Source organism: Streptomyces sp. NPDC053560, assembly GCF_044544605.1.
Lineage (GTDB): Bacteria > Actinomycetota > Actinomycetes > Streptomycetales > Streptomycetaceae > Streptomyces.
The window spans coordinates 401,082-426,660 of record NZ_JBITXI010000007.1 but is presented as its reverse complement, the minus strand read 5'-3'; the positions used below and the strand labels follow the sequence as shown (position 1 = coordinate 426,660).

Sequence of the window (25,579 nt, the reverse complement as noted above, 5' to 3'; positions counted from 1 at the left end):
CCAAGAACCCCCAACCTGCCCCTAGTGGTCTTCCCCGGGGCGCGCCCGCCGGACGGGCGCGCCCCGGGCCGGATCATGCCGGAACGATGTTGACCAGCTTCGGCGCCCGGACGATCACCTTGCGGATGCCGGCACCGCCCAGCGCCGTCACGACCGCGGGCTCGGCCAGCGCCGCCGCCTCCAGGTCCGCGTCCGAGATGGCCGGCGAGACCTCCAGGCGGGCCTTGACCTTGCCCTTGATCTGCACGACGCAGGTCACGGTCTCGTCCACGACGTACGCCGGGTCGGCGACCGGGAAGTCCGCGTGCACCACGGAGTCGGTGTGGCCCAGCTTGCGCCACAGCTCCTCACCGATGTGCGGGGCCAGCGGCGCGACCAGCAGGACCAGCTGCTCGGCGACGCTGCGCGGGACGCTGCCGCCGGCCTTCGTCAGGTGGTTGTTCAGCTCCGTGATCTTGGCGATCGCGGTGTTGAAACGCAGGCCGGCCATGTCCTGGCTGACGCCGTCGATGGCCTTGTGCAGGGCACGCAGGGTGTCCTCGTCCGGCTCGGTGTCCGAGACGGTGACCTCGCCGGTGGCCTCGTCCACGATGTTGCGCCACAGGCGCTGCAGCAGGCGGTACTGGCCGACGACGGCGCGGGTGTCCCACGGGCGGGAGACATCCAGCGGGCCCATCGCCATCTCGTACAGCCGCAGCGTGTCAGCGCCGTACTCCTGGCAGATCTCGTCCGGAGTGACGGCGTTCTTCAGGGACTTGCCCATCTTGCCCAGGACGCGGCTGACCTTCTCGCCCTGGTAGTAGTACGCGCCGTCGCGCTCCTCGACCTCGGCCGCCGGGACGGCGATGCCGCGCTTGTCCCGGTACACGAAGGCCTGGATCATGCCCTGGTTGTACAGCTTGTGGAACGGCTCGGCCGAGGAGATGTGCCCCAGGTCGAACAGCACCTTGGACCAGAAGCGCGCGTACAGCAGGTGCAGCACGGCGTGCTCGGCGCCGCCCACGTACAGGTCGACGCCGCCGTGCGGCTGGCCCTCGCGCGGGCCCATCCAGTACTGCTCGATGGCCGGGTCGACCAGCTTCTGGTCGTTGTTCGGGTCCAGGTAGCGCAGCTCGTACCAGCAGGAGCCGGCCCAGTTGGGCATGGTGTTGGTCTCGCGGCGGTAGCGCCGCACGCCCCGGCCGTCGCCCAGGTCCAGGTCGACGTTGACCCACCCTTCGTTCCGGGACAGCGGGGTCTCCGGGGAGGTGTTGGCGTCGTCCGGGTCGAAGGTGCGCGGGGAGTAGTCCTCGACCTCGGGCAGCTCCAGCGGCAGCATCGACTCGGGCAGCGCGTGCGCCACGCCGTCCTCGTCGTACACGATCGGGAAGGGCTCGCCCCAGTAGCGCTGCCGGCTGAACAGCCAGTCGCGCAGCCGGAAGTTCACGGTTCCCTCGCCGATGCCCTGCCCGGCCAGCCACTCGGTGATCTTCGCCTTGGCCTCGGTGACCGACAGACCGTCCAGGGAGACGGCTTCGGACGCCGAGTTGACGATCTTCGCCTCGTACGAGGAGAACGCGTCGTCCCAAGTGGCCGGGTCCGTGCCGCGGTCGTCCGAGGGCTCGACCACGCAGCGCATGGGCAGTTCGAAGGCGCGCGCGAAGGCGAAGTCGCGGCTGTCGTGCGCCGGGACCGCCATGATCGCGCCGGTGCCGTAGCCCATCAGGACGTAGTCGGCGATGAAGACCGGGACCTGCTCGCCGCTGACCGGGTTGGTCGCGTACGCGCCGGTGAAGACGCCGGTCTTGTCCTTGGCCTCGGCCTGGCGCTCGACGTCGGACTTCGAGGCGGCCTGCTTGCGGTAGGCCGCGACGGCCTCGGCCGGGGTGGCGTAGCCGCCGGTCCACACGTCGTGCGTGCCCTCGGGCCAGGCGTCCGGGACGATCGAGTCCTCTCCGGAGACCAGCTCGTGCTCCGGGGCCAGCACCATGTAGGTCGCGCCGAACAGCGTGTCCTGGCGCGTGGTGAAGACGGTGATGCGCCGGCCGCCCACGGGGAAGTCGACCCGCGCGCCCTCGGAGCGGCCGATCCAGTTGCGCTGCTGCAGCTTGATCGCGTCGGGCCAGTCCAGCCCGTCCAGGTCGTCCAGCAGGCGGTCCGCGTAGGCCGTGATGCGCATGTTCCACTGGCGCAGCTTGGCCTTGAAGACGGGGAAGTTCCCGCGCTCGGAGCGGCCGTCGGCGGTGACCTCCTCGTTGGCCAGCACGGTGCCCAGGCCGGGGCACCAGTTGACCGGCGCGTCGGAGGCGTACGCCAGCCGGTACTCGCCCAGGATGTTGGCGCGCTCGATGGCCGCCAGGTCGGCCCACGCGCGGCCGTCCGGGGTCTCCCGCTCCCCCGCCTCGAACTGGGCGACCAGCTCGTCGATCGGGCGCGCCTTGCCGGCCTCGGCGTCGTACCAGGAGTTGAAGATCTGCAGGAAGATCCACTGGGTCCACTTGTAGTACGCCGGGTCGATCGTCTCGACCGAACGGCGCTGGTCGTGGCCCAGGCCCAGGCGGCGCAGCTGCGCCTTCATGTTGACGATGTTGGCCTCGGTGGAGACCCGCGGGTGGGTGCCCGTCTGGACGGCGTACTGCTCGGCGGGCAGGCCGAAGGCGTCGAAGCCCAGGGTGTGCAGGACGTTGTGGCCCGTCATGCGCTGGTGGCGGGCGTAGACGTCCGTGGCGATGTAGCCCAGGGGGTGGCCGACGTGCAGGCCCGCACCCGAGGGGTACGGGAACATGTCCATGATGAACTTCTTCGGCCTTGCCGCCAGCTCCGGGTCGCCGGCCAGGTCACCGCTGGGGTTCGGCGCCTCGTAGGTGCCGTTCGCGTCCCAGAAGTCCTGCCAGCGTGCCTCGATGTCCGCGGCCAGCGCGGCCGTATAGCGGTGCGGGGCCGCCGCCTCGGCGGCCGTGGTCGTCTCGCTCATCGTCCTCAAAGCTCCATCGATCGTCTCTGCCTGCGGAAACGCACCCCTTGCGGGCACCTTCTTGCCGGTCGGCGCCGGAAACAAAAAGGCCCCTCGCACAGGAGGGGACGCCGCGCCGATTCCGACTCGGACCTCGCAGTCTCCGGTCCGGTCGGTACTGATCAGCGCGGCCCGCTAAGCAGAAGGCGTACGGCACGCATGGCGTCAGGGTACCGCAGGGCGCCAGGGGCCCGCGCCGAGGATTCCCTCGCACGGGCCCCCGTCCCACATGCCGGACCGGACAGCGGCCCGGCACACGGGGCCTCAGGGCCGGTAGGAGGCCACGTAGCCCCTGCCCGGCGTGCCGACGCCCGTGACGTCGTCGTAGCCGACGACGGCGTGCAACGAGCTGTCCTTGCCCAGGCTGCGCAGCGAGGTGGTCGTGCACGCAGTGGCGGCCACTCGCACGCGCTGCGTCACTCTTTCGATGATCTGTTCACGCCAGGGACATGGAATGGCCAAGAAGCGTCCAAGGACGGACAAGAAATGACCACGGGGCGCCTATCAACTGTCCTGCATTGACAGTGGCGTTCACGTGGGACGAGGAACGGCCGAGCGGGTGTGCGGGGCGCGAACGGACCGACGTTAGCAGCGGGTCGCGCCGTACGGGCGGGATACGGCAAGCCGCCGCTACGCCCGCGCGACGGCCCCTAGCTTGCCGGGCATGCCACTCTTATCGGGCCGGGCGGCGCGCCGAGCGGCCCGCCCCCGCCGTCCCCGCCTCCCCCGCGCACACCTCCCCCAGCGCCTCCGGAAGCCGCGTCCCGCGCTCACCCTCGGGGCCGGTGCCCTGCTGGCCCTCCCGCTCCTCGCCGCCGCACCCGCCTTCCAGGCGTTCTTCGACCAGACCGCAGGGGTGCTCACGCTCGTTTCTCTGACCTCCGCCGTCGTCTGGGGCCTGCTCTCGACCGGCCGTACCGTCCTGGCGCCGCGCACCAGACTCCTCGCGCAGGGCATCCACCGGGCGCTCGCCACCGCCTCGCTCGGCTTCCTGGTGCTGCACATCGCCGTCAAGGTGGCCGAGGCGCACGCCCGCTTCCTGGACGCGTTCCTGCCCTTCGCCTCCGTGGTGCTCGCCGGGCCCGTCGCACCCGGCACCGCACCGCTCATCGGGTTCGGCACGCTGGCCGGGCTGCTCATGGTGCTGGCCGCCGCGACCGGCGCGCTGCGCAGTGCGTTCGCCGGGCGCGGGCGGACCTCCGGGCGCTGGCGGGCCCTGCACACCAGCGCGTACGCCGCGTGGTGCCTGGCCCTCGTGCACGGACTCAAGTCCGGCCGCGCGCCCGCCGGCTGGGTCACGACGGGGTACGTGCTGTGTCTCACCGCGGTCCTGGGCGCGCTGCTGGCCCGCCTGCTGTGCACCCCGTGCGCGCGCTTCCCGTACCTCACGTTGCGCCGGGACCTGCCCTTCTCCTTGCCGCTGCGCTCCCGGAAGCCGGGCAGGCGACGGACCGGACGCAGGGCGGCGGGCCGTACGCAGACGCACTCCGCCCCCGAGGCGCACACTGCCTCCCAGAAGGTGGCCGCGGCGGGCTTCGAGCACGGCGCGAGCGACGTCCCCGTAAGCGCGGCGCAAGCGGCCCCCTCGTGGGCCCCGGCCGACGCTTCGTGGGCCCCGGCCGACGCTTCGTGGGCCCTGGCCGACGCCCCCACACAGAGGCTGCCGTACGTCTCCGCACCGTACGCGCCGTACGACGACGGCCTCCCGGACAGCGACTTCGCCCCGGGCGAGGTGCACACGGAGCGCCTCCCGTACGCCGGCCTCGGAGCCGCGTCCCACGGCTCCGAGTGGGCCGGGCCGCCCACCCTCGTGCAGCCGGTGGTCACCGAGGGTGCTGCCGTTCCGCACGCGCCGAACGGCCGGACCACGTGACCGTCGCCACGCTGGCCCCGTATGCGGCCGGCGGGCCGCTGCCCGACGTGCCCGGCGTGCAGGTGCTGGGGCTGCCACGATTGTTCGCCGGGTTCGACGACACGGAGCGGCTGAACCGCAAGCAGCACCTGCTCCTCCACGGCTCGCCGCCCGTACTGACCTGGGACCAGCTGGCCGCCGTCGCCGACGCCGTGGCGCTGCGCGGCCGGGGCGGCGCCGGGTTCCCGCTCGCGCGGAAGCTGACGGCGGTCGCCGAGGCAGCGGCCCGCCGCGGGGTACGTCCCGTCGTCGTGGTCAACGGCTGCGAGGGCGAGCCCGCCTGCCGCAAGGACACCGTGCTGCTGTGCCGCGCGCCGCACCTCGTCCTGGACGGTGCGCTGCTGGCCGCCACAGCGCTCGGCGCCCGCCTGGTCGTCGTCGGCGTGACGAAGGCGACCGCCGAGAACTCCGTACGGGAAGCCCTCGCGGAACGCGGACTGGCGCGCAAGCGGCGCGGGCGTGCGCTGCGCGCGCAGGTCGTGCGCTCGCCCGAGCGCCTGGTCTCCGGAGAGGCATCCGCGCTGATCAGGGCCGCCGAAGGCGGGCCACCCCTGCCCCCGGGCCGTCGGGCGCGGGCCGCCGAGTCCGGGCTCGGCGGTGCCCCGACGCTGCTGTCCAACGCCGAGACCTTCGCCCAACTCGCCGTCGCAGCGCGCCTCGGCCCCGACCGCTACGCCGACACCGGTCTGCCCGGCGAGCCGGGCACGATCCTGCTCACGGTCTCCGGCGCCGTCCCCACGCCCATGGTGGTCGAGGCCCCCAGCGGCGTGCCGCTGCCGTACGTCCTGCAGGCCTGCGGAGCGGAGCCGGCACCCCCCGGCGTGCTGATCGGCGGGTACCACGGGGCCTGGCTGGACCCCGCCACGGCGTACGGGACGCCGCTCTCCCGGGAGGCGCTCGCGGCGCGCGGCGGCGCGCTGGGCGCGGGCGCGGTACTGCCGCTGTCCGCGCGGACCTGCCCGCTCGGCGAGGCACTGCGGATCGCGCGGTGGCTGGCGGCGGAGTCGGCGGGGCAGTGCGGGCCGTGCCGGCTGGGCCTGCCCTCCCTGGCCGACGTTCTCGCGGAAGCGCTGGGCGGCGGCGGACAGCCGGCCCTGGAGGCGGTGCGGGCGGCGGCGCGCGGCGTACGGGGGCGGGGCGCCTGCAAACACCCCGACGGCTCGGCCCGGTTCGTCCTGTCGGCGCTCGCCGCCTTCCCCGACGATCTCGCCGCGCACGTCCTGGGCAACGGCTGCGGCCGGCCCACCGCCGAGCTGCTCCCGCTGCCGCCCGAGGAGGCCGACGGTGCGGCGAACGGCGCGGGAGAGGGGTCCGGGGCCCTGGAGGCCGCCGGGGAACGGCTGGCGGTGGACTGGACGCTGTGCGAGGGGCACGGGCTGTGCGCCGGTCTGCTCCCCGAGGCCGTACGGCTCGACCGGGACGGCTTCCCCGTACTCTCCGACGACGTGCTCCCAGGAGCGCTGCGGGCCCGCGCCCAGCGCGCCGTACGCCGCTGCCCGGCCCTGGCGCTCCGCCTGGAGAAGCCGTGACCGCCGACAGCGGCGGCACCGGGGGTGACGCGCGGCACACTCCGGCCGACAGGAGACAGAAGGCCAGGGGGGCAGGGGGCAGGGACTCGCGATTACGGCCGGGCCAGCACCGGCGGGCGGGCGGGCGGGCGGGCGGGCGGGCACTGCGTACCGGGAAATCCCGCGCACACGCCAGAGCGGGCCGTCCTCTTCGGACGGCCCGCTCTGATCACTGTGGAGCTAAGGAGAATTGAACTCCTGACCTCCTGCATGCCATGCAGGCGCTCTACCAACTGAGCTATAGCCCCGTGTTCTGTTGTGGTCTTCGCGGGGTTTCCCTCGCGGCGACATCGACTACATTACACGGCTGCCCCGGGCCTTTGCCAAATCGCTTTCCCGGACCCTTTCCGGCGCCGCTCCGCCGGGCCCCCTGAGGGCCGACGCGGGCGCTCGCGCGGCACCCGGCGAGGCGGTCGGCGGAGGTACTGTCGATCGTCAGTGCTCGAAAGAAACCGGGGGCCTGGAACGTGACCGCGCCGAAGCTCGACCAGTCCGCCGGACTCCGCGGTCCGTCCTCTCCCACGGGCGCGCACCGCCGCGTCCTGGCGGCCGCCCTGGCCTGCGCGCTCTCCTTCACGGTCTTCTGGATCGTCCAGCGGCTGGCCGGCGTGACCATGCTGGACCTGATGGTCTACCGCGCCGAGGGCTGGACCGCCCGCACCGGCGGCGACCTCTACGACATGCTCGCCACCTCCGCGCGGCTGCCCAACACCTATCCCCCCTTCGCCGCCCTGCTCTTCATGCCGCTGACCGTCCTCGGCGTACCGGAGATGCGCACGCTCGCCACCCTCGGCAACCTCCTGCTCCTGGTCGCCGTGGTGCACCTCACCCTGCGGCTGACCGGCCTGCCCTCGGCCGCCCCCGGGTCCCGCGCCCCGCGCACCCGGCAGGCCGCCCTGACGCTCGCGCTCTCCGCGCTGCTGGTGTGGTGCGAGCCCGTGTGGACCACGCTGCGCTACGGGCAGATCAACCTCCTCCTCGCCGTGCTCGTGCTCTGGGACGTCACCCGCCGGGACACCAGCCGCTGGGCAGGCATCGGCATCGGCATCGCGGCCGGGATCAAGCTCACGCCGGCCCTCTTCGCCGTATGGCTCGCGCTGGCCGGACTGCTGCGCGCCCGTCAGCTCCGTCGCCCCGGCCAGGGGCTGCGCGGCACCTGGAACCCCTGGCTGCGTCAGGCATGCGTTGCGGTCCTGGCCTTCCTCGGCACCGTCCTCCTCTCCGCCCTGGCTCTCCCCCGCGACTCGGCCCGCTTCTGGACCGAGATCGTCTTCGCCTCCGACCGGCCGGGCGATGTGGAGATCACCGCGAACCAGTCGCTGCGCGGCGTCCTCGCCCGGCTGCTGCACACCCCCGACACCGGCCTGTGGTGGCCGGCCGCGGCGGCCGTGGCGGCGATCGCGGGGCTGACGCTCGCGACCACCGCCCTGCTGCGGGGACAACGCGCCTGGGCGACCGTGGTCTGCGCGACCACCGCGCTGCTGGTCAGTCCGGTCTCCTGGTCGCACCACTGGGTGTGGGCCGTACCGATGCTGATCCTGCTCGGCACCGAGGCCGTGCGCCGCGGCGGCCGGGCCACCCGGGCGGGCCGCCGGCTCTGGGCCGCGACCGGAGTGCTCGGGCTGCTCTTCGCCTCCTTCGCTCTGTGGTGGGTGCCGCACCGGCCCCACTCCCACGCGGAACTGCACCAGAACGGCGGCCAGATGCTGCTCTCGGGCGTCTACCCGATCGCGGGTGTCGCGCTACTGCTGCTGACCGCCGTCCTCCTGCGCCGGACCGGCGCGCCCCGGTTCAGTGACCCCCGTGGTCGTGGCCCCCGCCCGGCTGGTGGTGATGGAACGCCAGCACCTCCGGAGGCATCACCACGAACGGGCGCATCATCCCCATGTCCTCGTGTTCCAGCAGATGGCAGTGGTACATGAAGCGGCCCTTGGCGCCGTGGAAGCGGCCGATCACGTTCACCATCTGGCCCGGAGGCACCTGTATGACGTCCTTCCAGCCCTGATCGCCCGGGGCCACCGGGACCTGGCCCCCGTACTCCAGTGGGCTGCGAGTGCCTCCCAGCGCGTTGTCGTACGGGCTGTCCGGCACCGCCGGATAGCGGTGGCGGCCGAGCACCTGGAAGTCGACCAGATGGATGTGCATCGGGTGCGTACCGGCGCCGCCCAGGTTCAGGAAGCTCCACTGCTCCCAGTCGTCGTACCGGACCATGAACCCGAGGGCGTCGTCGAACATGCGCGCGCCGCGCTGGTACGTACGCGTCGTGCCGTCGGGCCCCTTGATCTGGATGATTCCCTCGGACGGGATGGTCACGTGGCCGGGGTCGACCTCGTGCATCTCCCACATCTCCGGGTGGCCGTTGCCGATCGGGCCCGGCGGGGTGAGGGCTATCAGGCGGTGTTCGTGCTTCGGCGCGTTGTCATGGGTGATCCGCTCGAAGGTCGGCGAGATCACGGCGGGCAGCACGAAGGAATCGGTCACCTTCTTCGAACCGACCCGGAACTGCATCACCTGGGGGTACTTCACGCCCGGCGCGGCGTTGACCAGCCGCAGCCGCCGGCCGCGCAGCCGACCGAAGTCGATCAGCAGGTCCATCCGCTCGGCGGAGGCCACCGACAGCGTCCCGTCCACCGGCAGCGGGCGCGGCAGCAGCCCGCCGTCCGAACCGATCTGGTGCACCGCGCCGGTGACCGGACGGCCCGTCTCCTCATCGATCAGCTGGAGGGTGTACGTCCGGGCGTTGGAGGCGTTGAGCAGCCGGAAGCGGTACCAGCGCGCGTCGACGTCCAGGTGGGGCCAGATCGTGCCGTTCACGAGCGTGTAGGGGCCCGAGAACGGGATGGTGATGTTCTTCCCCTGGTTGTCCTTGCCGACGATCAGGGTCTTGTGGAGCAGTCTGCCGGTCAGCCGGCCCTCCTCGTCCGTGTCGAGGTTGCGGTCCTGGATGACCAGCGGGATCTCGCGCTCGCCGGACGGGAGGTGCAGCGCGTCCTCCTCGTCGTCCCGCAGGAGGTACATGCCGGCCAGTCCGGAGAAGACGTTCCAGCGGGTGATGTCCATGGCGTGGTCGTGGTACCACCAGGTCGTCGCCCGGTGGTCGTTCGGATACTCGGAGAGCTGGGCGTCTCCGGGCGATACGGCGTTCTCCGACCAGCCGTCGTTGCCGCCGCCGGTCACCGCGCCGTGCAGATGCGTGACGACCCAGGGCGGGAGTTCGGCCACGCCGGGCACCGGGGCGGTCCCGCCGCGCCCCGGCTCGTCCAGCGGCGCGGGCACCTCCGGCGTCGCCGCCACCTCCACGGCGGTCACCGGGAAGGCGCCCGTGAGGCGGTTCGTCCAGGACACCCGGAGCCGCCGGCCGCGGCGGATGTCGATGGTCGGGCCCGGGTAATGCCCCTCGTACGCCCACACCTTGGTGGGCGGGAGCTGGGAATGCAGCCGCACCCAGCTGGTCTTCTGCTCGATGGTGATGCCGCGCAGGGCTTCCGCGCGGCCCGGCTTGATGACGGGCGGCACGCGCAATGCGTCGACGAATGGCGTGAGTCCCGCCGCCGTCGCCCGTCCGTCGTCCCGCTCCGCGATGGTCCCCGTCTGCGGTGCGGCCCCCACAACTGTGTCGGTCACTTGCGACCCCCGTCGCTTCCCCCCTGCCGCCGGCCGTTTCGCGGCGGCAGTTCTGATTCCTACAACGCCTCACGGTACGGCCGGAGTTCCACCCGCAACGTGAATTTTCCGGCCAATCGTCTTCAGTAGGCACATAGAGGAGCGGACCGGTCCGGTCCGTGGCGTCAAAGCTGAAAATAGCTCAGGGCGCTTGTTATGCGCCGAAGTTGTGGAGAAACGGTCATGCAGGGGTGACGGGGGCGCCGCGAGCGCGGTGGTGCGCCGGGAAAGAGGGCTCGGGCGACAGGGCCACGGGAGCCGAACTCGCGCGTGTACCTCAGGCGGTGGCGAAGGAGTAGAACCGCTTAAGCGTGCAGTGCTCGTCGAGCAGGCGGCCGTAGATGGGCTCGCCGTCCAGCTCACGGTAGGTCTCGATGGGGTCGCCCTTGATGACCAGTGCCCGGGCGCATTCCTCGCACCAGTACTGGAAGTCGGGGTTCGGCGGCTCCATGTCACGCACGATGGGCGTACCGCTGGCGCACCAGTCGCACTTCCGGCTGTGTGCCCCCATCAGTCAGCTCCAGCTGTGGCCGCAGGCCGTACAGACGAACGAGATCCCACCGTTGTCGCCCAGCATCTGCGCCACGTGCGGCGAGCCGCAGGAAGGGCATTGCAGCGCGGAGGTGGCAACGCCGAGCAGGTCACGGACCTCCTCGATGATGCTCGTGGGCATCGCGTTCTCTCCTCCCCTGCCGGCGCCGTCCGATTCTGCCACGGACCGCCGACCAGGTCAGGCCCGCAGCCTCGCCGGTTCGGACGTGCTTCCCGCTGTCGCCACGCAGTTACGCACAAGCCATTGCGCGGGCGCTCACCACGGCGCGCACGGCGAGGAACGCGCCCTCAAAGCCCGGAAACAGCAGTGATCCCGCCTCCTGGCGAGGCGGAGAATCGCTCTCCGTCTCCGCCAGAGGGCGGGATCATCCGGGTTGTGGAGCTAAGGAGAATTGAACTCCTGACCTCCTGCATGCCATGCAGGCGCTCTACCAACTGAGCTATAGCCCCGGGTCTTGTTCCGCTCCTCCGGGGTTTTCCCCGGCGGCGCCGCGAACAAGAAGAACTTTAGCCTGCGACCTGCCCAGATGTGAAATCCGGGTCCGGCCGGCCGCTGGACGGCCTCCGGAGAGCCGCCGCCGACCGGTCCGCCGGGCGTCAGTCGTCGTCGCCCAGCACCGGCTCGGGAAGGGTGCCGGCGTTGTGCTCCAGCAGGCGCCAGCCGCGCGCCCCCTCGCCCAGGACGGACCAGCAGCAGTTCGACAGGCCGCCCAGGCCCTCCCAGTGATGCGGCTCCAGGCCCAGCAGCCGGCCGATCGTCGTACGGATCGTGCCGCCGTGGCTCACCACGACCAGAGTGCCGTCGTCGGGCAGCTTGTCCGCCGCCAGCCGCACGAGCGGCGCCGCGCGGTCCGCGACCTCGGTCTCCAGCTCGCCGCCGCCACGGCGCACCGGCTCGCCGCGCTTCCAGGCGGCGTACTGCTCGCCGTACGCGGCCATGATCTCTTCGTGCGTCAGGCCCTGCCAGGCGCCCGCGTACGTCTCACGCAGCGCTTCGTCGTGCGTCACGTCCAGCCGCGTGACCTCCGACAGCTCGGCGGCCGTGCGTCGCGCCCGCTTGAGGTCGGAAGCGATGATCGCGTCCGGCTTCAGCGCGGCGAGCAGCCGAGCGGCACGGCGCGCCTGCTCGACGCCCGCCTCGGTGAGCTCGATGTCCGTGGTGCCCTGGAAGCGCCGCTCCAGGTTCCATGCCGTCTGGCCGTGCCGCCACAGGACGATCTTGCGGCCACGGCCCCCCTTCGTGCCGTTCAGCGCAGCTCTCCGTCCTGCTCGGCGGCGGTCTCCTCGGCGTGCTCCGCAGCCTTGCCGCGGGTCGCCTTGGCGTCCTCCGGAAGCTCCAGCTCGGGGCAGTCCTTCCACAGCCGCTCCAGGGCGTAGAACACACGCTCCTCGCTGTGCTGGACGTGGATGACGATGTCCACGTAGTCCAGGAGCACCCAGCGGGCCTCGCGGTCGCCCTCGCGGCGCACCGGCTTGGCGCCCAGGTCCTTGTTCAGCCGCTCCTCGATCTCGTCGACGATCGACTTGACCTGGCGGTCGTTGGGCGCCGAAGCCAGCAGGAAGGCGTCGGTGATCGAGAGGACGTCGCTGACGTCGTACGCGATGATGTCGTGCGCGAGCTTGTCGGCGGCCGCCTGCGCGGCGGCGTTGATGAGCTCGATGGAGCGGTCCGTGGCGGTCACAAGCCAAACTTCCGGGTCGGTGGCGTTGCTGCCCGGCCCCGTCCGCGGGAAGGCCCGCCGACCGCAGCCGAGTCAGCGGTCAAGTACCCCTCAAGGGTCTCACGGACCGCTGACACCCCGGCGGGCTTGTGGACAAGCACCCATCGCTGCTGGTCAGGCCGTGAAGGGGAGAAGCCCGGCGGGCGCGGGGGCCGCCGTCGTGGCCGACCCCCGCCCCGCGTCGCTCACCCCTTGTAGTCGCTCCCCAGCAGCACCGTGATGTCGGCGTTCGAGGCGACCTTGCCCTTCTTCACCGCACCCGCCGACAGGCCCAGCGTCTTCGCGACCTCCTCGGCGCGCGGCTTGTACGCCTCTTCCGCGTACGTCACCCGGGACGCCGACAGGGAGCCCGCTGCGGTGCCGCCGTCCACGAAGGAGTACCCGCCGTTGACCAGCGCGGCCTGTGCCTGTCCGACCGCCTTCTGACTGCCCGAGGCGTTCCGGACGCCGACCCTGGCGGTCGCGCTCGGATCGGTCTTCTTCACCTTGCCGCCCAGGACGTCCTTGACCACGTCGGAGGCGGTCGCCGCGCTGAGCGTGCCGTCCTGCTGCACGGGCAGCACCGTCGTCCGGTACGCGCCGGTCTTGGCGAGCTCGGCGCGCTGCGCGAGGGAGCTGCCGAGCTGGCCCACGGTGAGCGGCGGGTCCAGTACCTGCATGAGGGCCTTCACCGTGGCGGTCGCACCGTCCGCGTCGCTGGACATCCGCTTCAGGGTGGCCTGCATCACCTGCCCGAAGCGCGCCAGCTGCTTTGTCTGCAGCTCGCCCGGGCCCCGGTAGGTGGCGTACGCGACGGCCGCCTGGCCGTTCATGACGCGACCCTTCCCCGCCTTGACCAGCGGGTCGTCGCCCTTCTTGGCGCCGGGCACGGTGGCGTCGGCGTCCACGGTGATGCCGCCGACCGTCTCGACGAGGTTCTCCAGGTACGGCGTGTCCAGCCGCCAGCTCGCCTTGATGTCGGCGCCCAGCAGCGTGTTCAGGGAGTCGCGCGTCGGCTCGGTGCCGGCGTCCTGCACGGACTTGCCGAGGGTGGTGGCCTGGCCGTCGTCCCCGGTGATGGCGAGGCTGTTGGGGAGCAGGACGGTCGTGCCCTTGTGCGTGGTCTCGTTCTCGACGAGCAGCGCCGTCGAGCTCTCGTCGCTGCCGGTCTGCCGGAGGTGGACCAGCAGCACGTCACGCTTCTGGCCCGCGGCGGCGGCCGCGTCCCCGGTGGCGGCGCCGCCCAGGCCCGGAAGCTTGCCGGCCCACCACAGGTAGCCGACGCCGCCCGCGGCCAGCAGGACGAGGACGACGGTCAGCGCGATGATGCGGCTGCGGCCGCGGCGCTTGGCCTCCTCGCGCCGCTCGGTGCGGCTCTCGGTGAACTTCAGCCAGTCGATGACGTCTTCGGAGTCTTCGTCCTGCTCCTCGATGAACGAGAACTGCTCGGTGCGGTACTCCTCGCCGGACGGGCGGTCCGCGCCGTCGGCGCCGCCGACGCCGCCCGGCCGGGCCTGCATCGGGCCCGGAGGAGCCGCGTCGTGCGCGGACCGGCCACCGGACGGGGCCTGCGCCTCGTACGGCGCCTGTGCTCCGTACGGGGCCTGCGGCTCGTACGAGGGCTGCGCTTCATGGGGCTGCGACTGGACGTACTCCTGTTGCCCGTACTGCGGCTGCTGCGGGACCCAGCTCTGCTGCTGGGTCTGCTGCGCCTGCTGTACGGGCTGCTGGTAGCCGCCGTACGGGTCGTAGCCCTGGCCGTGCCCCTGGTCGTAGCCGCCCTGGCCGTAGCCCTGGTCGCGGCCGTCGTACGGCTGCTCGTAACCCTGGCCCTGCTGATGCCCGTACGGCGTGCCGTAGGGGTCGTACTGGTTCGGCGTCTCCTGGTACACCGGCTGCCCATAGGCGTCGTAGGCGTACCCGGGCCCGTTCTGCTGGTCCTGGCCCCCTTCGTAGGGGTCCTGGGCGTACGGGTCCCGTGGCGCGTACGGATCCTGTCGGTCGTTCACCGGTGCCCTCTTTCCGTCGGCCCCGTCGGCGGTCGTCGTCAGCGGTCGTCGTCGCGGTCGTCCCGGTAGAGACGGCGCTTGTCGATGTAGCGCACCACGCCGTCCGGCACCAGGTACCAGACCGGCTCACCCTGGGCGACGCGCGCCCTGCAGTCGGTCGAGGAGATGGCCAGGGCCGGCACCTCGACCAGGGAGACCCCGCCCTCGGGCAGGCCGGGGTCGGCCAGTACGTGGCCGGGCCTGGTCACCCCGATGAAGTGCGCGAGCGAGAACAGCTCCTCCGCGTCCCGCCAGGTCAGGATCTGGCCGAGCGCGTCGGCGCCGGTGATGAAGAAGAGATCCGCGTCCGTGTGCTCGGTGCGCAGATCCCTGAGGGTGTCGATCGTGTACGTCTTGCCGCCGCGGTCGATGTCGATGCGGCTGACGGAGAACTGGGGGTTGGACGCGGTCGCGATGACCGTCATCAAATACCGGTCCTCGGCCGGGGACACCGCCTTGTGGCTCTTCTGCCACGGCTGTCCCGTCGGTACGAAGATGACCTCATCGAGGTGGAACTGGCTGGCCACCTCGCTGGCGGCGACCAGGTGACCATGGTGGATCGGGTCGAAAGTCCCGCCCATCACTCCGAGCCGCCGCTTCACGGGCCCTGTCTGCTCTCCCATGCGTGCAGACCCTACTGGGCGCCGCTCGCCGAGGGATACGGGTCCCTGCCTCAGCGGTCCCGGTTGAAGCGCGTGGTGATCCACAGCAGGAGCAGCAGCGCGACGAGGGCGCCGCCACCGGTGATCAGTGGGTTGAGGCTGTTGTGGTTGCCGCCGTGCTCGCCGCCCTCGGCGAGGGCGACCAGGACGGAGTGTGCGGTGGTGTGCAGGCTCATCGTCGGCAGAACCAATCCGGGCTGATGCGGGCAGGGACTTCGCTCACATCGTAAGCGCGGGCCGGTCCGGGCCTCACGCCGACTCCGCCGGAACGGCCCACGAGGGGACCTTTCCGGTGGTTTCCGCCCTCATCAGCCGCCCTCGTCGGAGGCTTTACCCGGCGCAACGGGCGGATCGCCCGGCGCCTCGAACGGCTCGCCCGACGCCTCGGGCACGCCTCACTCCTGGTCGCCGCCGTAGCCGCGCAGCAGGAACCAGGCCAGGAAGACCGCGCCGAGCACGCCGACGATGATCACGGAACGCAGGATCCAGCCCGGTCCGTCGGCGTTGGAGGTCTGTGCGGCGAGCAGCACGCTCGGGTCCACCATGAGGGGTCGCGCTCCTTTGGGGGCTGTGCGGGCTCGTGCGCGGCACGGACCCGGGCCGGTCGGCCGGCCGTCCTCCGCCGCGGCGCGCACGCGTGGCGGCCCCCGGGCATCCGCACGCACGGGCCGTCCCTTGCGGGCATCTGCGGCGATTCGTTCCTCCGCCAGCGTACGCCGGGCATCCAAAGCGCTGTCAGTGGCGTCCTCTACTCTGAAATCACGCAGTCGAATTCAGGGGGAGGCCCCAATGACGGATGGCCCGAACGGCAGCGAACGTGTACCGAGCAGGGACCGCAGGCGGTTCCCGGGGATCTCTTCCCGGGCGTACGAGCACCCCGCGGACCGGTCCGCTCTGGTGGCCCTGCGCAAGCTGAGCGGGTTCGACACCGTCTTCAAGGCACTCAGCGGCCTGCTGCCCGAGCGCAGCCTGCGGCTGATGTATCTCTCGGATTCGGTGCGGGTCAGCGACCAGCAGTTCGTGCACCTCAACGACATGCTGCGGGACGCCTGTTACATCCTGGACCTGGAGAAGGTCCCGCCGATGTACGTCAATCAGGACCCGCAGCCCAACGCCATGTGCATCGGCCTGGACGAGCCGGTGATCGTGCTGACCACGGGGCTCGTCGAGCTGCTCGACGAGGAGGAGATGCGCGCGGTCGTCGGCCACGAGGTCGGGCACGCGCTGTCCGGGCACGCGGTGTACCGGACGATACTGCTGTTCCTGACGAACCTGGCCCTGAAGGTCGCGTGGATCCCGCTGGGCAATGTGGCGATCATGGCGATAGTGACCGGGCTGCGCGAGTGGTTCCGCAAGTCCGAGCTGTCGGCGGACCGGGCGGGCCTGCTGGTCGGCCAGGACCTCCAGGCCTCGATGCGCGGCTTGATGAAGCTCGCGGGCGGCAACCACCTCCACGAGATGAACGTCGACTCCTTCCTCGCCCAGGCGGAGGAGTACGAGCGCGGCGGCGACCTGCGCGACTCCGTGCTGAAGATCCTGAACGTGCTGCCGCGCAGCCACCCCTTCACGACCGTGCGCGCCGCCGAGCTCAAGAAGTGGGCCGCGTCGCGGGACCACCAGCGCATCATGGACGGCCACTACCCGCGCCGCGACGAGGACAAGGACACCTCGGTGTCCGACTCCTTCAAGGAGTCCGCGACGCACTACGCCGACTCGGTGCGCAACAGCAAGGACCCGCTGATGGGGCTGGTGCGGGACATCGCGGGCGGCGCGGGCGACCTGGGCGGCAAGCTGCGGGACACGGTGTTCGGCAGCGGCCGGAGCGGGGGCTCTGGCCGGCAGGGGACCGACGGTCCTGACGCCCCGTCCGACGGCAAGTAGGGCGGCAAGGAGGCCGGGAGCCGGACGCCGGAAGGTTCAAGCCCGGAAGGCTCCGAGCTGCTCCCCAGAGCCTCCGAGCGGCTCGGGATGCCCCGGGGCCGCCCGGCCACCGCCCCGGTCCGGCCCCGCCAGTTCAGCGGGCTGGGTTCAGCGGGCTGGGTTCGGCCGACGGGGCCATGACGCCGCAGAGCGAGGCGTTGGTGCTGCCGTGGGCGTAGGGGTCGGTGCCCTGGGGGCGGCCGTTCCCGGCCCGTTCGCCCGCGAGCAGCGGCCGCAGCGCGCTCTCCGGGCCGGAGTTGCAGGACATCGGACCCGCCTGGAGGTAGCTCGACTGGACCTCCAGGCGGCGGTCGCGCAGGTCGTCGCGGTCGAAGCGGAAGTGCAGCTCGCGGCGGACGGTGAAGAGTGACGCGCCGTCGGCCCGCCGCTGCGCGAGAGCGTGTGCCGTGCCGTCACCCGGCTTCGTACTTCCCGCGGGCCGCGCGTCGGCGGCCGGTGCCGCCCTTCCCGAACCGGACGGCGCCGTCGCCGTGCCCGAGGCGGCCGGTGCGGTGTTCCCCGGCCCTCCGGTGCCGGCCCGGTCGCCGGCCGGCCGTACCGCGTAGACGAAGGTGTAGTCGGCGGTGACCTCCAGGGCGTTGCCGCCCGCCGCCGGCTCGGCCGCGAGGGTGCCCTCGACCCGTACGCGCGGATCGGCGAGCCGGACCCGTGAAGGATCGAGGCGCACCAGCCAGCCGGTCGCGGCGTGCCGCCCGTCGTCGGACGGCCGCTCCAGGCTCCGGTCGAACTGGTCGAGCTGCGAGGTCTCCAGCAGCAGCCGCACGCCCCGCGCGGGCCCGCCGGCCAGCGTGTCCGGGTCCAGCGAGGACCGTACGACGTACTCCTTCGCGGTGGTCAGCGCGGTCATGACCTGGTTCTCGGAGAACTCGCCGGTGCGCCGCACCACGGGAAGGTTCACGCCCTCGGCACCGGTCCGGAAGCCTGCCGCCGGACTGCGCTCGTACAGGTCACCGGGGCGCCCGCCGGGCACCGTGCCCACGGGCGCGAGCGGAATGACCGTGCTGCGCAGCGGCGGTGCGGGGCTGGGGTTCGGCGCGCGGTACGGATGGCGGATGCCCATGTAGATGGCGGTACCGAAGGCCAGCGCTATCAGCAGGACGAGGATCAGCGCCTGCCGGGAACCGCCGAAACGCGACCAGGCATGGCGGCTGCGCACCGCGTGTGCGTGGTCCACCATCCGCTCCTGGGCGGAGAACTCCTGCAAGCGCGCAGCGCGTACGAACGATTCGTCGAACACGACGGATCGGTACTCGTCCTCCCCTCCGCCCGGGGCTCCCTCTGGGGTCCCTTCGGGAGGGTCGCCTGGCCCGGTCATACAACAAGAGTAGGTCGGCGGCGGCCGAGGTAAACGCCCAGGTGCGCGCCAACTTCCCCGTGCAGGTCAGGCAGGGCGCGCGGACGGCGCGAAAGGGAGCGGCCGGTCAGGGCACGCGCGGCACGGCGGACGCCGACGGCGGGCCGGAGTCGGCGGAGGCCGAGGGCAGTACGACGGGCGGGGCCGGGCCGCCGCGTTCGGCGCTGGAAGCGGGCGCCTGGCCGATGTGCGCCGTGGGCGGTCTGCCGTCGACGCCGGTGGTCGCGGGCGGCGGGGCCGGGGTCTGGGTGCGGCCGGAAGCGCCGCGGTACACGGCCGTGAAGGCGAGGACGACCATGCCGATGCCCATCAGGACGGCGAGCGCCCAGGCGATGGGGCGGTGCCAGCGGGCCGTACCGCGGTACGGCCGAAGAGCGCCGCCGTACGGGCCGTAGGGGCTGTAGGGGAGGAATTCCCCGCTCCGCTGCCCGTCCGGCGCTCCTGCGGGCCCTCCAGGGCTTTCTCGGCCCTCCTGGCCGCCGGGCGGGTCACCGGCCGGAAGCGGGCGCCCCCGGCCGGCCTCGGTCTCGGCGCGGGCCTGCGCGGCGGCGACCATCCGCTCGACCGCGGTCGGCTCGTGAATGAGGGCGGACCGGACGAACTCCTCGTCGAAGACCACGGCGGCGAACTCGTCACCCTCGTCCCCGCGGGACGAGCGCGCGTCCGCCTCTCCATGGCTCCCGTGATGGTGCTCGTCGGGCTCGCCGCCGTCCGGGAACGGCCCGGCCCCCACGTCGTCCGGCACCCGTCCAGATTAGCCGCGGACGGTCAATTTGGGCAGGGAGAAAGGGAATTCACCTCGATCAGGGAGATCGGGGCGGAAACCGGCCGGGAAACGGGCCGGAACGGGGGCCGCCGAACGCGGCGTGCCGCGCTGCTGGTGCCCCCGCCCACTACTAGCGCGGGCACCCCTGAGGAGCACCGGCCTTCCCGAAGAGGCGTCAGTCCCGTACGTGGCCGTCGCCGGTGACGATGTACTTGGTCGAGGTCAGCTCCGGCAGGCCCATCGGGCCGCGGGCGTGCAGCTTCTGCGTGGAGATGCCGATCTCCGCGCCGAACCCGAACTGGCTGCCGTCGGTGAAGCGGGTCGAGGCGTTGACCGCGACCGTCGTGGAGTCCACCAGCTGGGTGAAGCGGCGGGCCGCTGCCTGCGAGGCGGTGACGATCGCCTCCGTGTGGCCGGAGGACCAGCGCCGGATGTGCGCGACGGCGGCGTCCAGGTCGGGCACCACGGCGGCGGCGATGTCGTACGAGAGGTACTCCGTGGCCCAGTCCTCGTCGGTGGCCGGCGCGACCATCCCGGGACCTGCCTTCTGCCAGGTCTCGTCGCCGTGCACCATCACGCCCGCCTCCGTGAGCGCGGCCAGCGCGCGCGGCAGGAAGGCGTCCGCGATGCCGGCGTGCACGAGGACGGTCTCGGCGGCGTTGCAGACACTGGGGCGCTGCGCCTTGCTGTTGATGAGGATCTTGAGCGCCGTCTCGATGTCGGCGTCCTTGTCGACGTACACGTGGCAGTTGCCGGTGCCGGTCTCGATGACCGGGACGGTGGACTCCTCCACGACCGTACGGATGAGCGAGGCGCCGCCGCGCGGGATCAGCACGTCGACGAGGCCGCGGGCGCGCATCAGCTCCTTCACCGACTCCCGGCTCTGGCCCGGCACCAGCTGGACGGCGTCGGCGGGCAGCCCGGTCGACTCCACGGCGTCGCGCAGGACGGCCACGAGGGCGGTGTTCGAGGAGTACGCGGAGGACGAGCCGCGCAGCAGGACGGCGTTGCCGGACTTCAGGCAGAGCGCGGCGGCGTCCACCGTGACGTTCGGGCGGGCCTCGTAGATGATGCCGACGACGCCGAGCGGGACGCGGACCTGGCGCAGGTCCAGGCCGTTCGGGAGGGTCGAGCCGCGGACGACCTCGCCGACCGGGTCGGGCAGCGCGACGACGTGCCGCACGTCGGCGGCGATGGCGGCGATCCGCTCCGGGGTGAGCGTGAGCCGGTCCACGATGGCGTCGCTGGTGCCGGCGGCGCGCGCCTTGGTGATGTCCTCCTCGTTGGCGGCGACGATCTCCTCGGTCCTGGCCACCAGCGCGTCGGCGACGGCCAGCAGCGCGCCGTCCCGTGCCGTGCGCGGCAGCGGGGCGAGCACGGCGGCCGCCTCCCTGGCGCGGCGGGCGGTGTCGAGGACGGGCGAGGACTGGGCGGCGTCGGATGCGCTGGTCATGGCCCGCAGCCTAACCGGGGCGCGGGCCCCGGCCATGCCGTATTTCACACTGCGGGACGCCCCGGTCGGCACTCCGGGACGCCCTCGCGAGCGCCCCACAGAGGCACAGCGCATGCACCGCCACAGGCGCAGCGCATGCACCACCACAGGCGCAGCGCATGCACCGCCGGAGGAGCAGCGCGTACGCCGCACGCAGGCGCTGCGTACCCGCCCGCCTACGTGCGCGCCTAGGGGTGACCGTTCTCACCACGGGCGATGCGCTCTGCTTCATTACGGGTGGCCCCCGCTGCTCCAGTACGGGGTGCACTCCCGCCGCTTCAGTACGGGTGCGCTCCCACCGCTTCAGTACGAGTGCACCCCGCGCCTCAGTACGGATGCACTCCCACCGGCGATGCCGGTGGCGGGCCGTAACCCTCGGCGATGCGTTGGTGGTAGGTCTCGCGGTCGATGACCTCCAGCCCGACGATCTCCCAGGGCGGCAGCTTCGCCGAGGAGCGGTGCTCGCCCCACAGCCGCAGGGCCACCGCCGCCGCGTCGTGCAGGTCCCGGGCCTCCTCCCAGTAGCGGATCTCCGCGTGGTCGTTGGCGTACCTGCTGGTCAGCAGAAAAGGATGGTCGTGGGCAAGCTGCTCCAGAGCCCGCCGGACCTCCTTCAGCGGCGCCTCCGCACCGGAGACGCTGAGGGTGACGTGCCAGAGCCGGGAGGCCTCCCGCTCCCGTGGGAGCGGTGCCTCCTTGAGCCTTCCGCCGGGCTGCGCACGTTCGTCACGCTCCGGCCCGATGGTCTCCTCACCGGTCCGGGTGCTGGTCCCCACGCTGGTCAGCGTCCGCTCCGCCGTCCCTCGGGGCAGCGCCCCTGGGCGCCCTCGTCTCACCGGCGGCCTCCTGTTTGCGTGTCGCTCCGCTCGCGCGTGCGGAGCCGATCGGTGCTGTCTCACATCGGCGTAGCGCGCTCGTACTGCGCCGGAAACGCCGCTCCCCTTCGGCGTCCCCGCAACAAAGTTGACCAGCCCGCGGCCCGTCGCGGGGGCGTTTTCGAGAAGGTCTCCGTTGAAAGGCTGGTCTTTCGGCCGCTCGGGCGGCTCCTTTCCCGTGCTGTTTCCCTCTCGTGACGGCCGTCAGTGGTGCAGTACGACCAAGTCGTCACGGTGCACGACCTCGCGCTCGTACGCGGGGCCCAGCTCGCGTGCGAGGTCGTGGGTGGACCTGCCGATCAGACGGGGGATCTCGCGTGCGTCGAAATTGACGAGCCCGCGTGCGACGGGCTCCCCCGCCGTGTTCCGCAGCTCCACCGGCTCGCCCGCGCTGAAGCTCCCCTCGACCGCCGCGATGCCGGCCGGCAGCAGCGAGGAGTGCCGCTCGACGATCGCCGCCACGGCCCCGTCGTCCAAGGTCAGCGCGCCGCGCGGGGTCGAGGCGTGGGCCAGCCAGAGCAGCCGGTCGGCGGAGCGCCGCCCGGTGCGCAGGAAGTGGGTGCCGGTCGAGCCGCCGGCCAGCGCCTCGGAGGCGTGCACGGCGGAGGTGAGGACGACCGGGATGCCGGCCGCGGCGGCGATCCGGGCCGCCTCGACCTTGGTGACCATGCCGCCGGTGCCGACGCCCGCCTTGCCGGCGCTGCCGATGGAGATGCCCGCCAGGTCCTCGGGCCCGCTGACCTGCGCTATCCGGGACGTACCGGGGGTCGAGGGATCGCCGTCGTACAGACCGTCGACGTCCGAGAGCAGGACCAGCAGGTCGGCCCGGACCAGGTGGGCGACGAGGGCCGCCAGCCGGTCATTGTCGCCGAACCGGATCTCGTCCGTGGCGACCGTGTCGTTCTCGTTGACGATCGGGACGGCACCCATGGCCAGCAGCTGGTCGAGGGTGCGGTAGGCGTTCCGGTAGTGGGTGCGGCGACTGGTGTCGTCGCTGGTCAGCAGAACCTGCCCGACGCGGCGGCCGTAGCGCGCGAAGGAGGCCGTGTACCGGGCGACCAGCAGGCCCTGGCCGACGCTGGCGGCGGCCTGCTGCCGGGCCAGGTCGCGGGGCCGCTTCTCCAGGCCCAGCGGGGCGAGGCCGGCCGCGATCGCACCGGAGGAGACCAGCACTATCTCCCTGTCCTGGTGCTTGGCGAGCACGTCGACGAGCGCGTCCACCCGGTCCGCGTCCAGTCCACCGGCCGCGGTGGTCAGCGACGACGAGCCGACCTTCACCACGATCCGCCGGGCCTCCGTCACGTCCTGCCGTGCGCCTGCCGCCTGCCCTGCGCCTGTCACCATTACCCCTGTCTCGCTGTCCGTCCGTGCCCGCATCCGGGTGCGGTCCCTTACGGCATATGGATGCCGTGCGGTGTACGGACATGAACGCCCGTACGGGCGAAATCTACGGCAGACGGCCCATCGCCCGCCTGCCCATATCGCCTGCCGGACGGCGCGTGAGCAACGCCGCAGAAGCCTGCGATCATGCGTACCGGCAACCTACGCAAGACGGAAAAGGGCCCTCCTTGGTTCCGAGCGAATCGTCCTGATTCGCGGTGATGCGAACCACAGCAGATTGTCACCGGGGCAGGCAAAGTCATACGGTCGGTTGTCGACCTGTCCCGTGCGCCGCCCCCACGGCGCCCCGTGTCCGGGACTCGGCCGCCCCACCGGCCCCCCACCTGACCGACTTGCCGCCAGGAGCCCCGCCCGTGCCTTCCGCCGGATTCGCCAACCGACGAGCCCCCAAGCTCGTGGCCCTGATCGCGATGCTCATCGCGTTCGTGGCCCAGCTCGTCGGTGCCCTGCTGCCCGTCGTACCGCTGTTCATCGCCGCGTCCGTGGTGAACCTCGGCCTCGACCTCTACCTGCAGCACAAGCAGCCCGGGCTGCTCTCCCTGCTGGGAAAGATCCGGCTGGACATCACGGTCCGCCAGCTCATCCGGGACATGCTGATCCTGGTCGGGCTGCTGCACATCCCGGGTATCAACCCGCTCAAGGAGCAGGCTCCCCTCACCATCGGCCTGCTCGTCTTCTACGTGGCGCACTTCGCGTGCCAGGCGGCCGCCGTCATGGTCCGCCGCACCCGTACGCTGCCGTTCCTCACCCGTAACGTCGACGCCTCCGCGCTGCGCCTGACCAAGGCCCCGCCGCGCCTCCTGGCCCGCCAGACCGGCCGCCGCCTGCTGCGTTTCTCCGTGCCGACCACGCTCGGCATGATGGCCACCGCGATCACCCGGGACGCCCTGTGGGGCGGCATCGGCGTGATCGTCTCCCTGATCCTCGCCATCGGCGGCACGATCTACCTCGCCACCTGGCTGCTCCCGAAGAAGCGCGCCGTGAACGAGCAGCGCGCCCTGGAGTGGCTGGACAACTGGCTCGCCGAGTACCAGCCGACCGTCGGCATGTACTTCTCCGGCGGCACCACCTCCGCGTACCAGGCCAACATGTGGCTGAGCACCCTCGCCGAGCTGGACGGCAAGCCGATCATCGTGCTCCGTGAGCGCTTCATGGTGCAGAAGATCGACGCGACCGACATCCCGATCGTCTGCATCCCCAAGGTCGCCAACCTGATGCGCCTGGAGCACTCGGCCCTGAAGGTGCTGCTGCACCCGGCGAACTCCGGCAAGACCTCGCAGATCCTGCGCATCCCCTCCATCAAGCACGCCTTCATCAACCACGGCGAGAGCGACAAGCTCTCCTCCTGCAACCCCTACGCCAAGGCGTACGACGAGGTGTGGGTGGCCGGTCCCGCCGCGCGCGACCGCTACCAGCTCGCCGACATCGGCGTGGAGGACAAGGACGTCGTCGAGGTCGGCCGCCCGCAGCTGGCGCCGATCAAGGCGTACGAGGGCGCGCCCAAGGGCGAGTACACCACCGTGCTGTACGCCCCCACCTGGGAGGGCTGGGACGGCAACCCCGGCAACACCTCGGTGATCCTGGCCGGCGAGAACATCGTCCGCGAGCTGCTCGCCGACGACAAGGTCCGGCTGATCTACAAGCCGCACCCGATGACCGGCTCGGTCGACCCGCGTGCCGGCGCCGCCAACGCCCGCATCCAGGCGATGATCGCCGAGGCCAACACCAAGCGTTCCGGCGCCCGGCCCGGCCCGGAGGCCGCCGCCGAGCTGGAGGCCCGCGCCGCCGACCTGGCCGCGCTGACCACCTCCGGCTTCCGCCGCAGCGCCGATGAGCTGGAGCGCATGCTCGTCCAGAGCGCCCCCGAGGAGGGCCGCGCCGCCGCCGTCGCGGCCGCGACCACCGCCTGGGAGGAGGCCTACTGGGCGTCCTTCCCGGAGTGGGAGCACCTGATCATCACCACCTCCCGCCCGGCGATCTTCGCCTGCTTCAACCAGGCCGACGTCCTGATCAGCGACGTCTCCAGCGTGGTCTCCGACTACCTGAGCAGCGAGAAGCCGTACGCGGTCGCCAACACCGCGGGCATGACCGAGGACGAGTTCCGGACGAACTTCCCGACGGTCCGTGCCGCGACGATCCTCACGCCCGAGGCGGACGGCGTCGCCGGCCTGCTGGAGACCGTGCGCAACCCGGAGCGCGACACGCTCGTACAGGCCCGTACGGAGCTGAAGGAGCACCTGCTCGGCCCGTCGGACCCGCCGTCCCTGGCCCGCTTCGACGGCGCCGCGCTCGCCCTGTACGCCGCCGCCGAGGAGCGCCGGATCCGGATGGAGGCCCGGCTCGCCGGCGTCCCCGGCCAGCGCGACGAGGGCACGGAGGCCAACGAGGCGCAGGAGGCCGCCGAGGAGATGGAGCTGGACCCGTCGGAGTCCACCGACCCGGCCCGCCCCGCCACGGAGCCCGCCGAAGCGGCCGAGGCCGCGGACGCGGCGGAGCAGGGCGACCAGCCCACGGACGGCTCGGAGGCCCGGGCGACGGTCTGACGCCGCCGGGAGCATGGCACCGGAAAGGCCCCGCGAGGTGATCCTCGCGGGGTTTTTCCGTACCCACCGGCGACGACCACGACGGGGTGCCGCGACACGGCGACGCGCAG

The 25,579-nt window shown here is 72.2% G+C and carries 20 protein-coding genes, 2 tRNA genes and 1 pseudogene; 5 read left to right on the top strand and 18 right to left on the bottom strand.

Going from position 1 to position 25,579, the window contains the following annotated elements; all coding sequences use genetic code 11:
• Positions 1 to 73 precede the first annotated feature (73 nt).
• Both leuS and ACIGQF_RS19630 read right to left on the bottom strand, forming a co-directional pair.
• Positions 74 to 2,953: a leucine--tRNA ligase gene (gene leuS, locus ACIGQF_RS19635; protein WP_399711600.1), complete on the bottom strand. Its 2,880-nt coding sequence runs from the start codon at positions 2,951 to 2,953 to the stop codon at positions 74 to 76.
• 303 nt (positions 2,954 to 3,256) lie between these two features.
• Positions 3,257 to 3,412 carry a hypothetical protein gene (locus ACIGQF_RS19630; RefSeq protein ID WP_399711688.1) on the bottom strand — a complete coding sequence of 52 codons (156 nt, stop codon included), beginning with the start codon at positions 3,410 to 3,412 and terminating at the stop codon, positions 3,257 to 3,259.
• Between the two features lie 244 nt (positions 3,413 to 3,656).
• On the opposite strand from ACIGQF_RS19630, the gene ACIGQF_RS19625 reads away from it, so the two are divergent.
• Together ACIGQF_RS19625 and ACIGQF_RS19620 are read left to right on the top strand one after the other, a co-directional pair.
• Positions 3,657 to 4,865 (top strand): hypothetical protein, encoded by a 1,209-nt coding sequence (locus ACIGQF_RS19625; protein ID WP_399711598.1) that lies wholly within the window; start codon positions 3,657 to 3,659, stop codon positions 4,863 to 4,865.
• Positions 4,862 to 6,433, top strand: coding sequence for an NADH-ubiquinone oxidoreductase-F iron-sulfur binding region domain-containing protein (locus ACIGQF_RS19620; RefSeq protein ID WP_399711596.1), 1,572 nt, complete (start codon positions 4,862 to 4,864; stop codon positions 6,431 to 6,433). The genes ACIGQF_RS19625 and ACIGQF_RS19620 overlap by 4 nt, the downstream gene beginning before the upstream one ends.
• A 214-nt stretch (positions 6,434 to 6,647) precedes the next feature.
• On the opposite strand, the gene ACIGQF_RS19615 is transcribed toward ACIGQF_RS19620, so the two are convergent.
• Positions 6,648 to 6,720 (bottom strand) — tRNA-Ala (locus tag ACIGQF_RS19615).
• A gap of 219 nt (positions 6,721 to 6,939) precedes the next feature.
• On the opposite strand from ACIGQF_RS19615, the gene ACIGQF_RS19610 reads away from it, so the two are divergent.
• Complete coding sequence (locus ACIGQF_RS19610; RefSeq protein WP_399711594.1) at positions 6,940 to 8,394, top strand: glycosyltransferase 87 family protein; 1,455 nt, start codon at positions 6,940 to 6,942, stop codon at positions 8,392 to 8,394.
• Here the strand turns inward: ACIGQF_RS19610 and phsA are convergent.
• From phsA to ACIGQF_RS19560, 10 genes and pseudogenes are all read right to left on the bottom strand, one after another.
• Positions 8,360 to 9,988, bottom strand: a pseudogene (phsA, locus tag ACIGQF_RS19605) (O-aminophenol oxidase PhsA); the annotation flags it as partial. The gene ACIGQF_RS19610 and the pseudogene phsA overlap by 35 nt on opposite strands.
• A gap of 424 nt (positions 9,989 to 10,412) precedes the next feature.
• Entirely contained in the window at positions 10,413 to 10,646 is a 234-nt protein-coding gene (locus ACIGQF_RS19600; RefSeq protein ID WP_361557572.1) for a hypothetical protein, read from the bottom strand.
• Positions 10,647 to 10,649: 3 nt separating this feature from the next.
• Positions 10,650 to 10,808, bottom strand: coding sequence for a hypothetical protein (locus ACIGQF_RS19595; RefSeq protein ID WP_103834116.1), 159 nt, complete (start codon positions 10,806 to 10,808; stop codon positions 10,650 to 10,652).
• A gap of 256 nt (positions 10,809 to 11,064) precedes the next feature.
• Positions 11,065 to 11,137, bottom strand: a tRNA-Ala gene (locus ACIGQF_RS19590).
• Between the two features lie 147 nt (positions 11,138 to 11,284).
• Positions 11,285 to 11,938: a histidine phosphatase family protein gene (locus tag ACIGQF_RS19585; protein ID WP_361557772.1), complete on the bottom strand. Its 654-nt coding sequence runs from the start codon at positions 11,936 to 11,938 to the stop codon at positions 11,285 to 11,287.
• On the bottom strand, positions 11,935 to 12,369 hold the full coding sequence (gene rsfS, locus ACIGQF_RS19580) for a ribosome silencing factor (RefSeq protein ID WP_399711591.1): 435 nt from the start codon (positions 12,367 to 12,369) through the stop codon (positions 11,935 to 11,937). Before rsfS ends, ACIGQF_RS19585 begins: the two co-directional genes overlap by 4 nt.
• A 224-nt stretch (positions 12,370 to 12,593) precedes the next feature.
• Complete coding sequence (locus tag ACIGQF_RS19575; protein WP_399711589.1) at positions 12,594 to 14,396, bottom strand: LytR C-terminal domain-containing protein; 1,803 nt, start codon at positions 14,394 to 14,396, stop codon at positions 12,594 to 12,596.
• 38 nt (positions 14,397 to 14,434) lie between these two features.
• A complete protein-coding gene (gene nadD / locus ACIGQF_RS19570; RefSeq protein ID WP_361557582.1) occupies positions 14,435 to 15,058 on the bottom strand; it encodes a nicotinate-nucleotide adenylyltransferase in 624 nt (207 codons plus the stop codon).
• 50 nt (positions 15,059 to 15,108) lie between these two features.
• The gene (locus tag ACIGQF_RS19565; protein ID WP_361557585.1) at positions 15,109 to 15,273 is read right to left on the bottom strand and encodes a hypothetical protein; all 165 of its coding nucleotides are present in this window, start codon (positions 15,271 to 15,273) and stop codon (positions 15,109 to 15,111) included.
• Positions 15,274 to 15,492: 219 nt separating this feature from the next.
• Positions 15,493 to 15,642, bottom strand: coding sequence for a hypothetical protein (locus tag ACIGQF_RS19560; protein WP_399711586.1), 150 nt, complete (start codon positions 15,640 to 15,642; stop codon positions 15,493 to 15,495).
• Positions 15,643 to 15,886: 244 nt separating this feature from the next.
• Between ACIGQF_RS19560 and ACIGQF_RS19555 the strand changes: the two genes are divergently transcribed.
• Positions 15,887 to 16,978 (top strand): M48 family metallopeptidase, encoded by a 1,092-nt coding sequence (locus ACIGQF_RS19555; protein ID WP_399711584.1) that lies wholly within the window; start codon positions 15,887 to 15,889, stop codon positions 16,976 to 16,978.
• A gap of 133 nt (positions 16,979 to 17,111) precedes the next feature.
• Here the strand turns inward: ACIGQF_RS19555 and ACIGQF_RS19550 are convergent, their stop codons facing one another.
• From ACIGQF_RS19550 to proB, 5 genes are all read right to left on the bottom strand, one after another.
• Positions 17,112 to 18,353, bottom strand: a complete 1,242-nt coding sequence (locus tag ACIGQF_RS19550; protein WP_399711582.1) for a hypothetical protein — start codon at positions 18,351 to 18,353, stop codon at positions 17,112 to 17,114.
• A gap of 106 nt (positions 18,354 to 18,459) precedes the next feature.
• Positions 18,460 to 19,137 (bottom strand): hypothetical protein, encoded by a 678-nt coding sequence (locus ACIGQF_RS19545; RefSeq protein WP_399711580.1) that lies wholly within the window; start codon positions 19,135 to 19,137, stop codon positions 18,460 to 18,462.
• 196 nt (positions 19,138 to 19,333) lie between these two features.
• On the bottom strand, positions 19,334 to 20,611 hold the full coding sequence (locus ACIGQF_RS19540; protein WP_399711578.1) for a glutamate-5-semialdehyde dehydrogenase: 1,278 nt from the start codon (positions 20,609 to 20,611) through the stop codon (positions 19,334 to 19,336).
• 365 nt (positions 20,612 to 20,976) lie between these two features.
• The gene (locus ACIGQF_RS19535) at positions 20,977 to 21,486 is read right to left on the bottom strand and encodes a hypothetical protein (RefSeq protein ID WP_361557602.1); all 510 of its coding nucleotides are present in this window, start codon (positions 21,484 to 21,486) and stop codon (positions 20,977 to 20,979) included.
• Between the two features lie 243 nt (positions 21,487 to 21,729).
• Positions 21,730 to 22,827: a glutamate 5-kinase gene (gene proB / locus ACIGQF_RS19530; RefSeq protein WP_399711685.1), complete on the bottom strand. Its 1,098-nt coding sequence runs from the start codon at positions 22,825 to 22,827 to the stop codon at positions 21,730 to 21,732.
• 452 nt (positions 22,828 to 23,279) lie between these two features.
• Here proB and ACIGQF_RS19525 point away from each other — a divergent pair, with 452 nt between their 5' ends.
• Complete coding sequence (locus tag ACIGQF_RS19525) at positions 23,280 to 25,469, top strand: hypothetical protein (RefSeq protein ID WP_399711575.1); 2,190 nt, start codon at positions 23,280 to 23,282, stop codon at positions 25,467 to 25,469.
• The last annotated feature ends 110 nt before the right edge of the window (positions 25,470 to 25,579 follow it).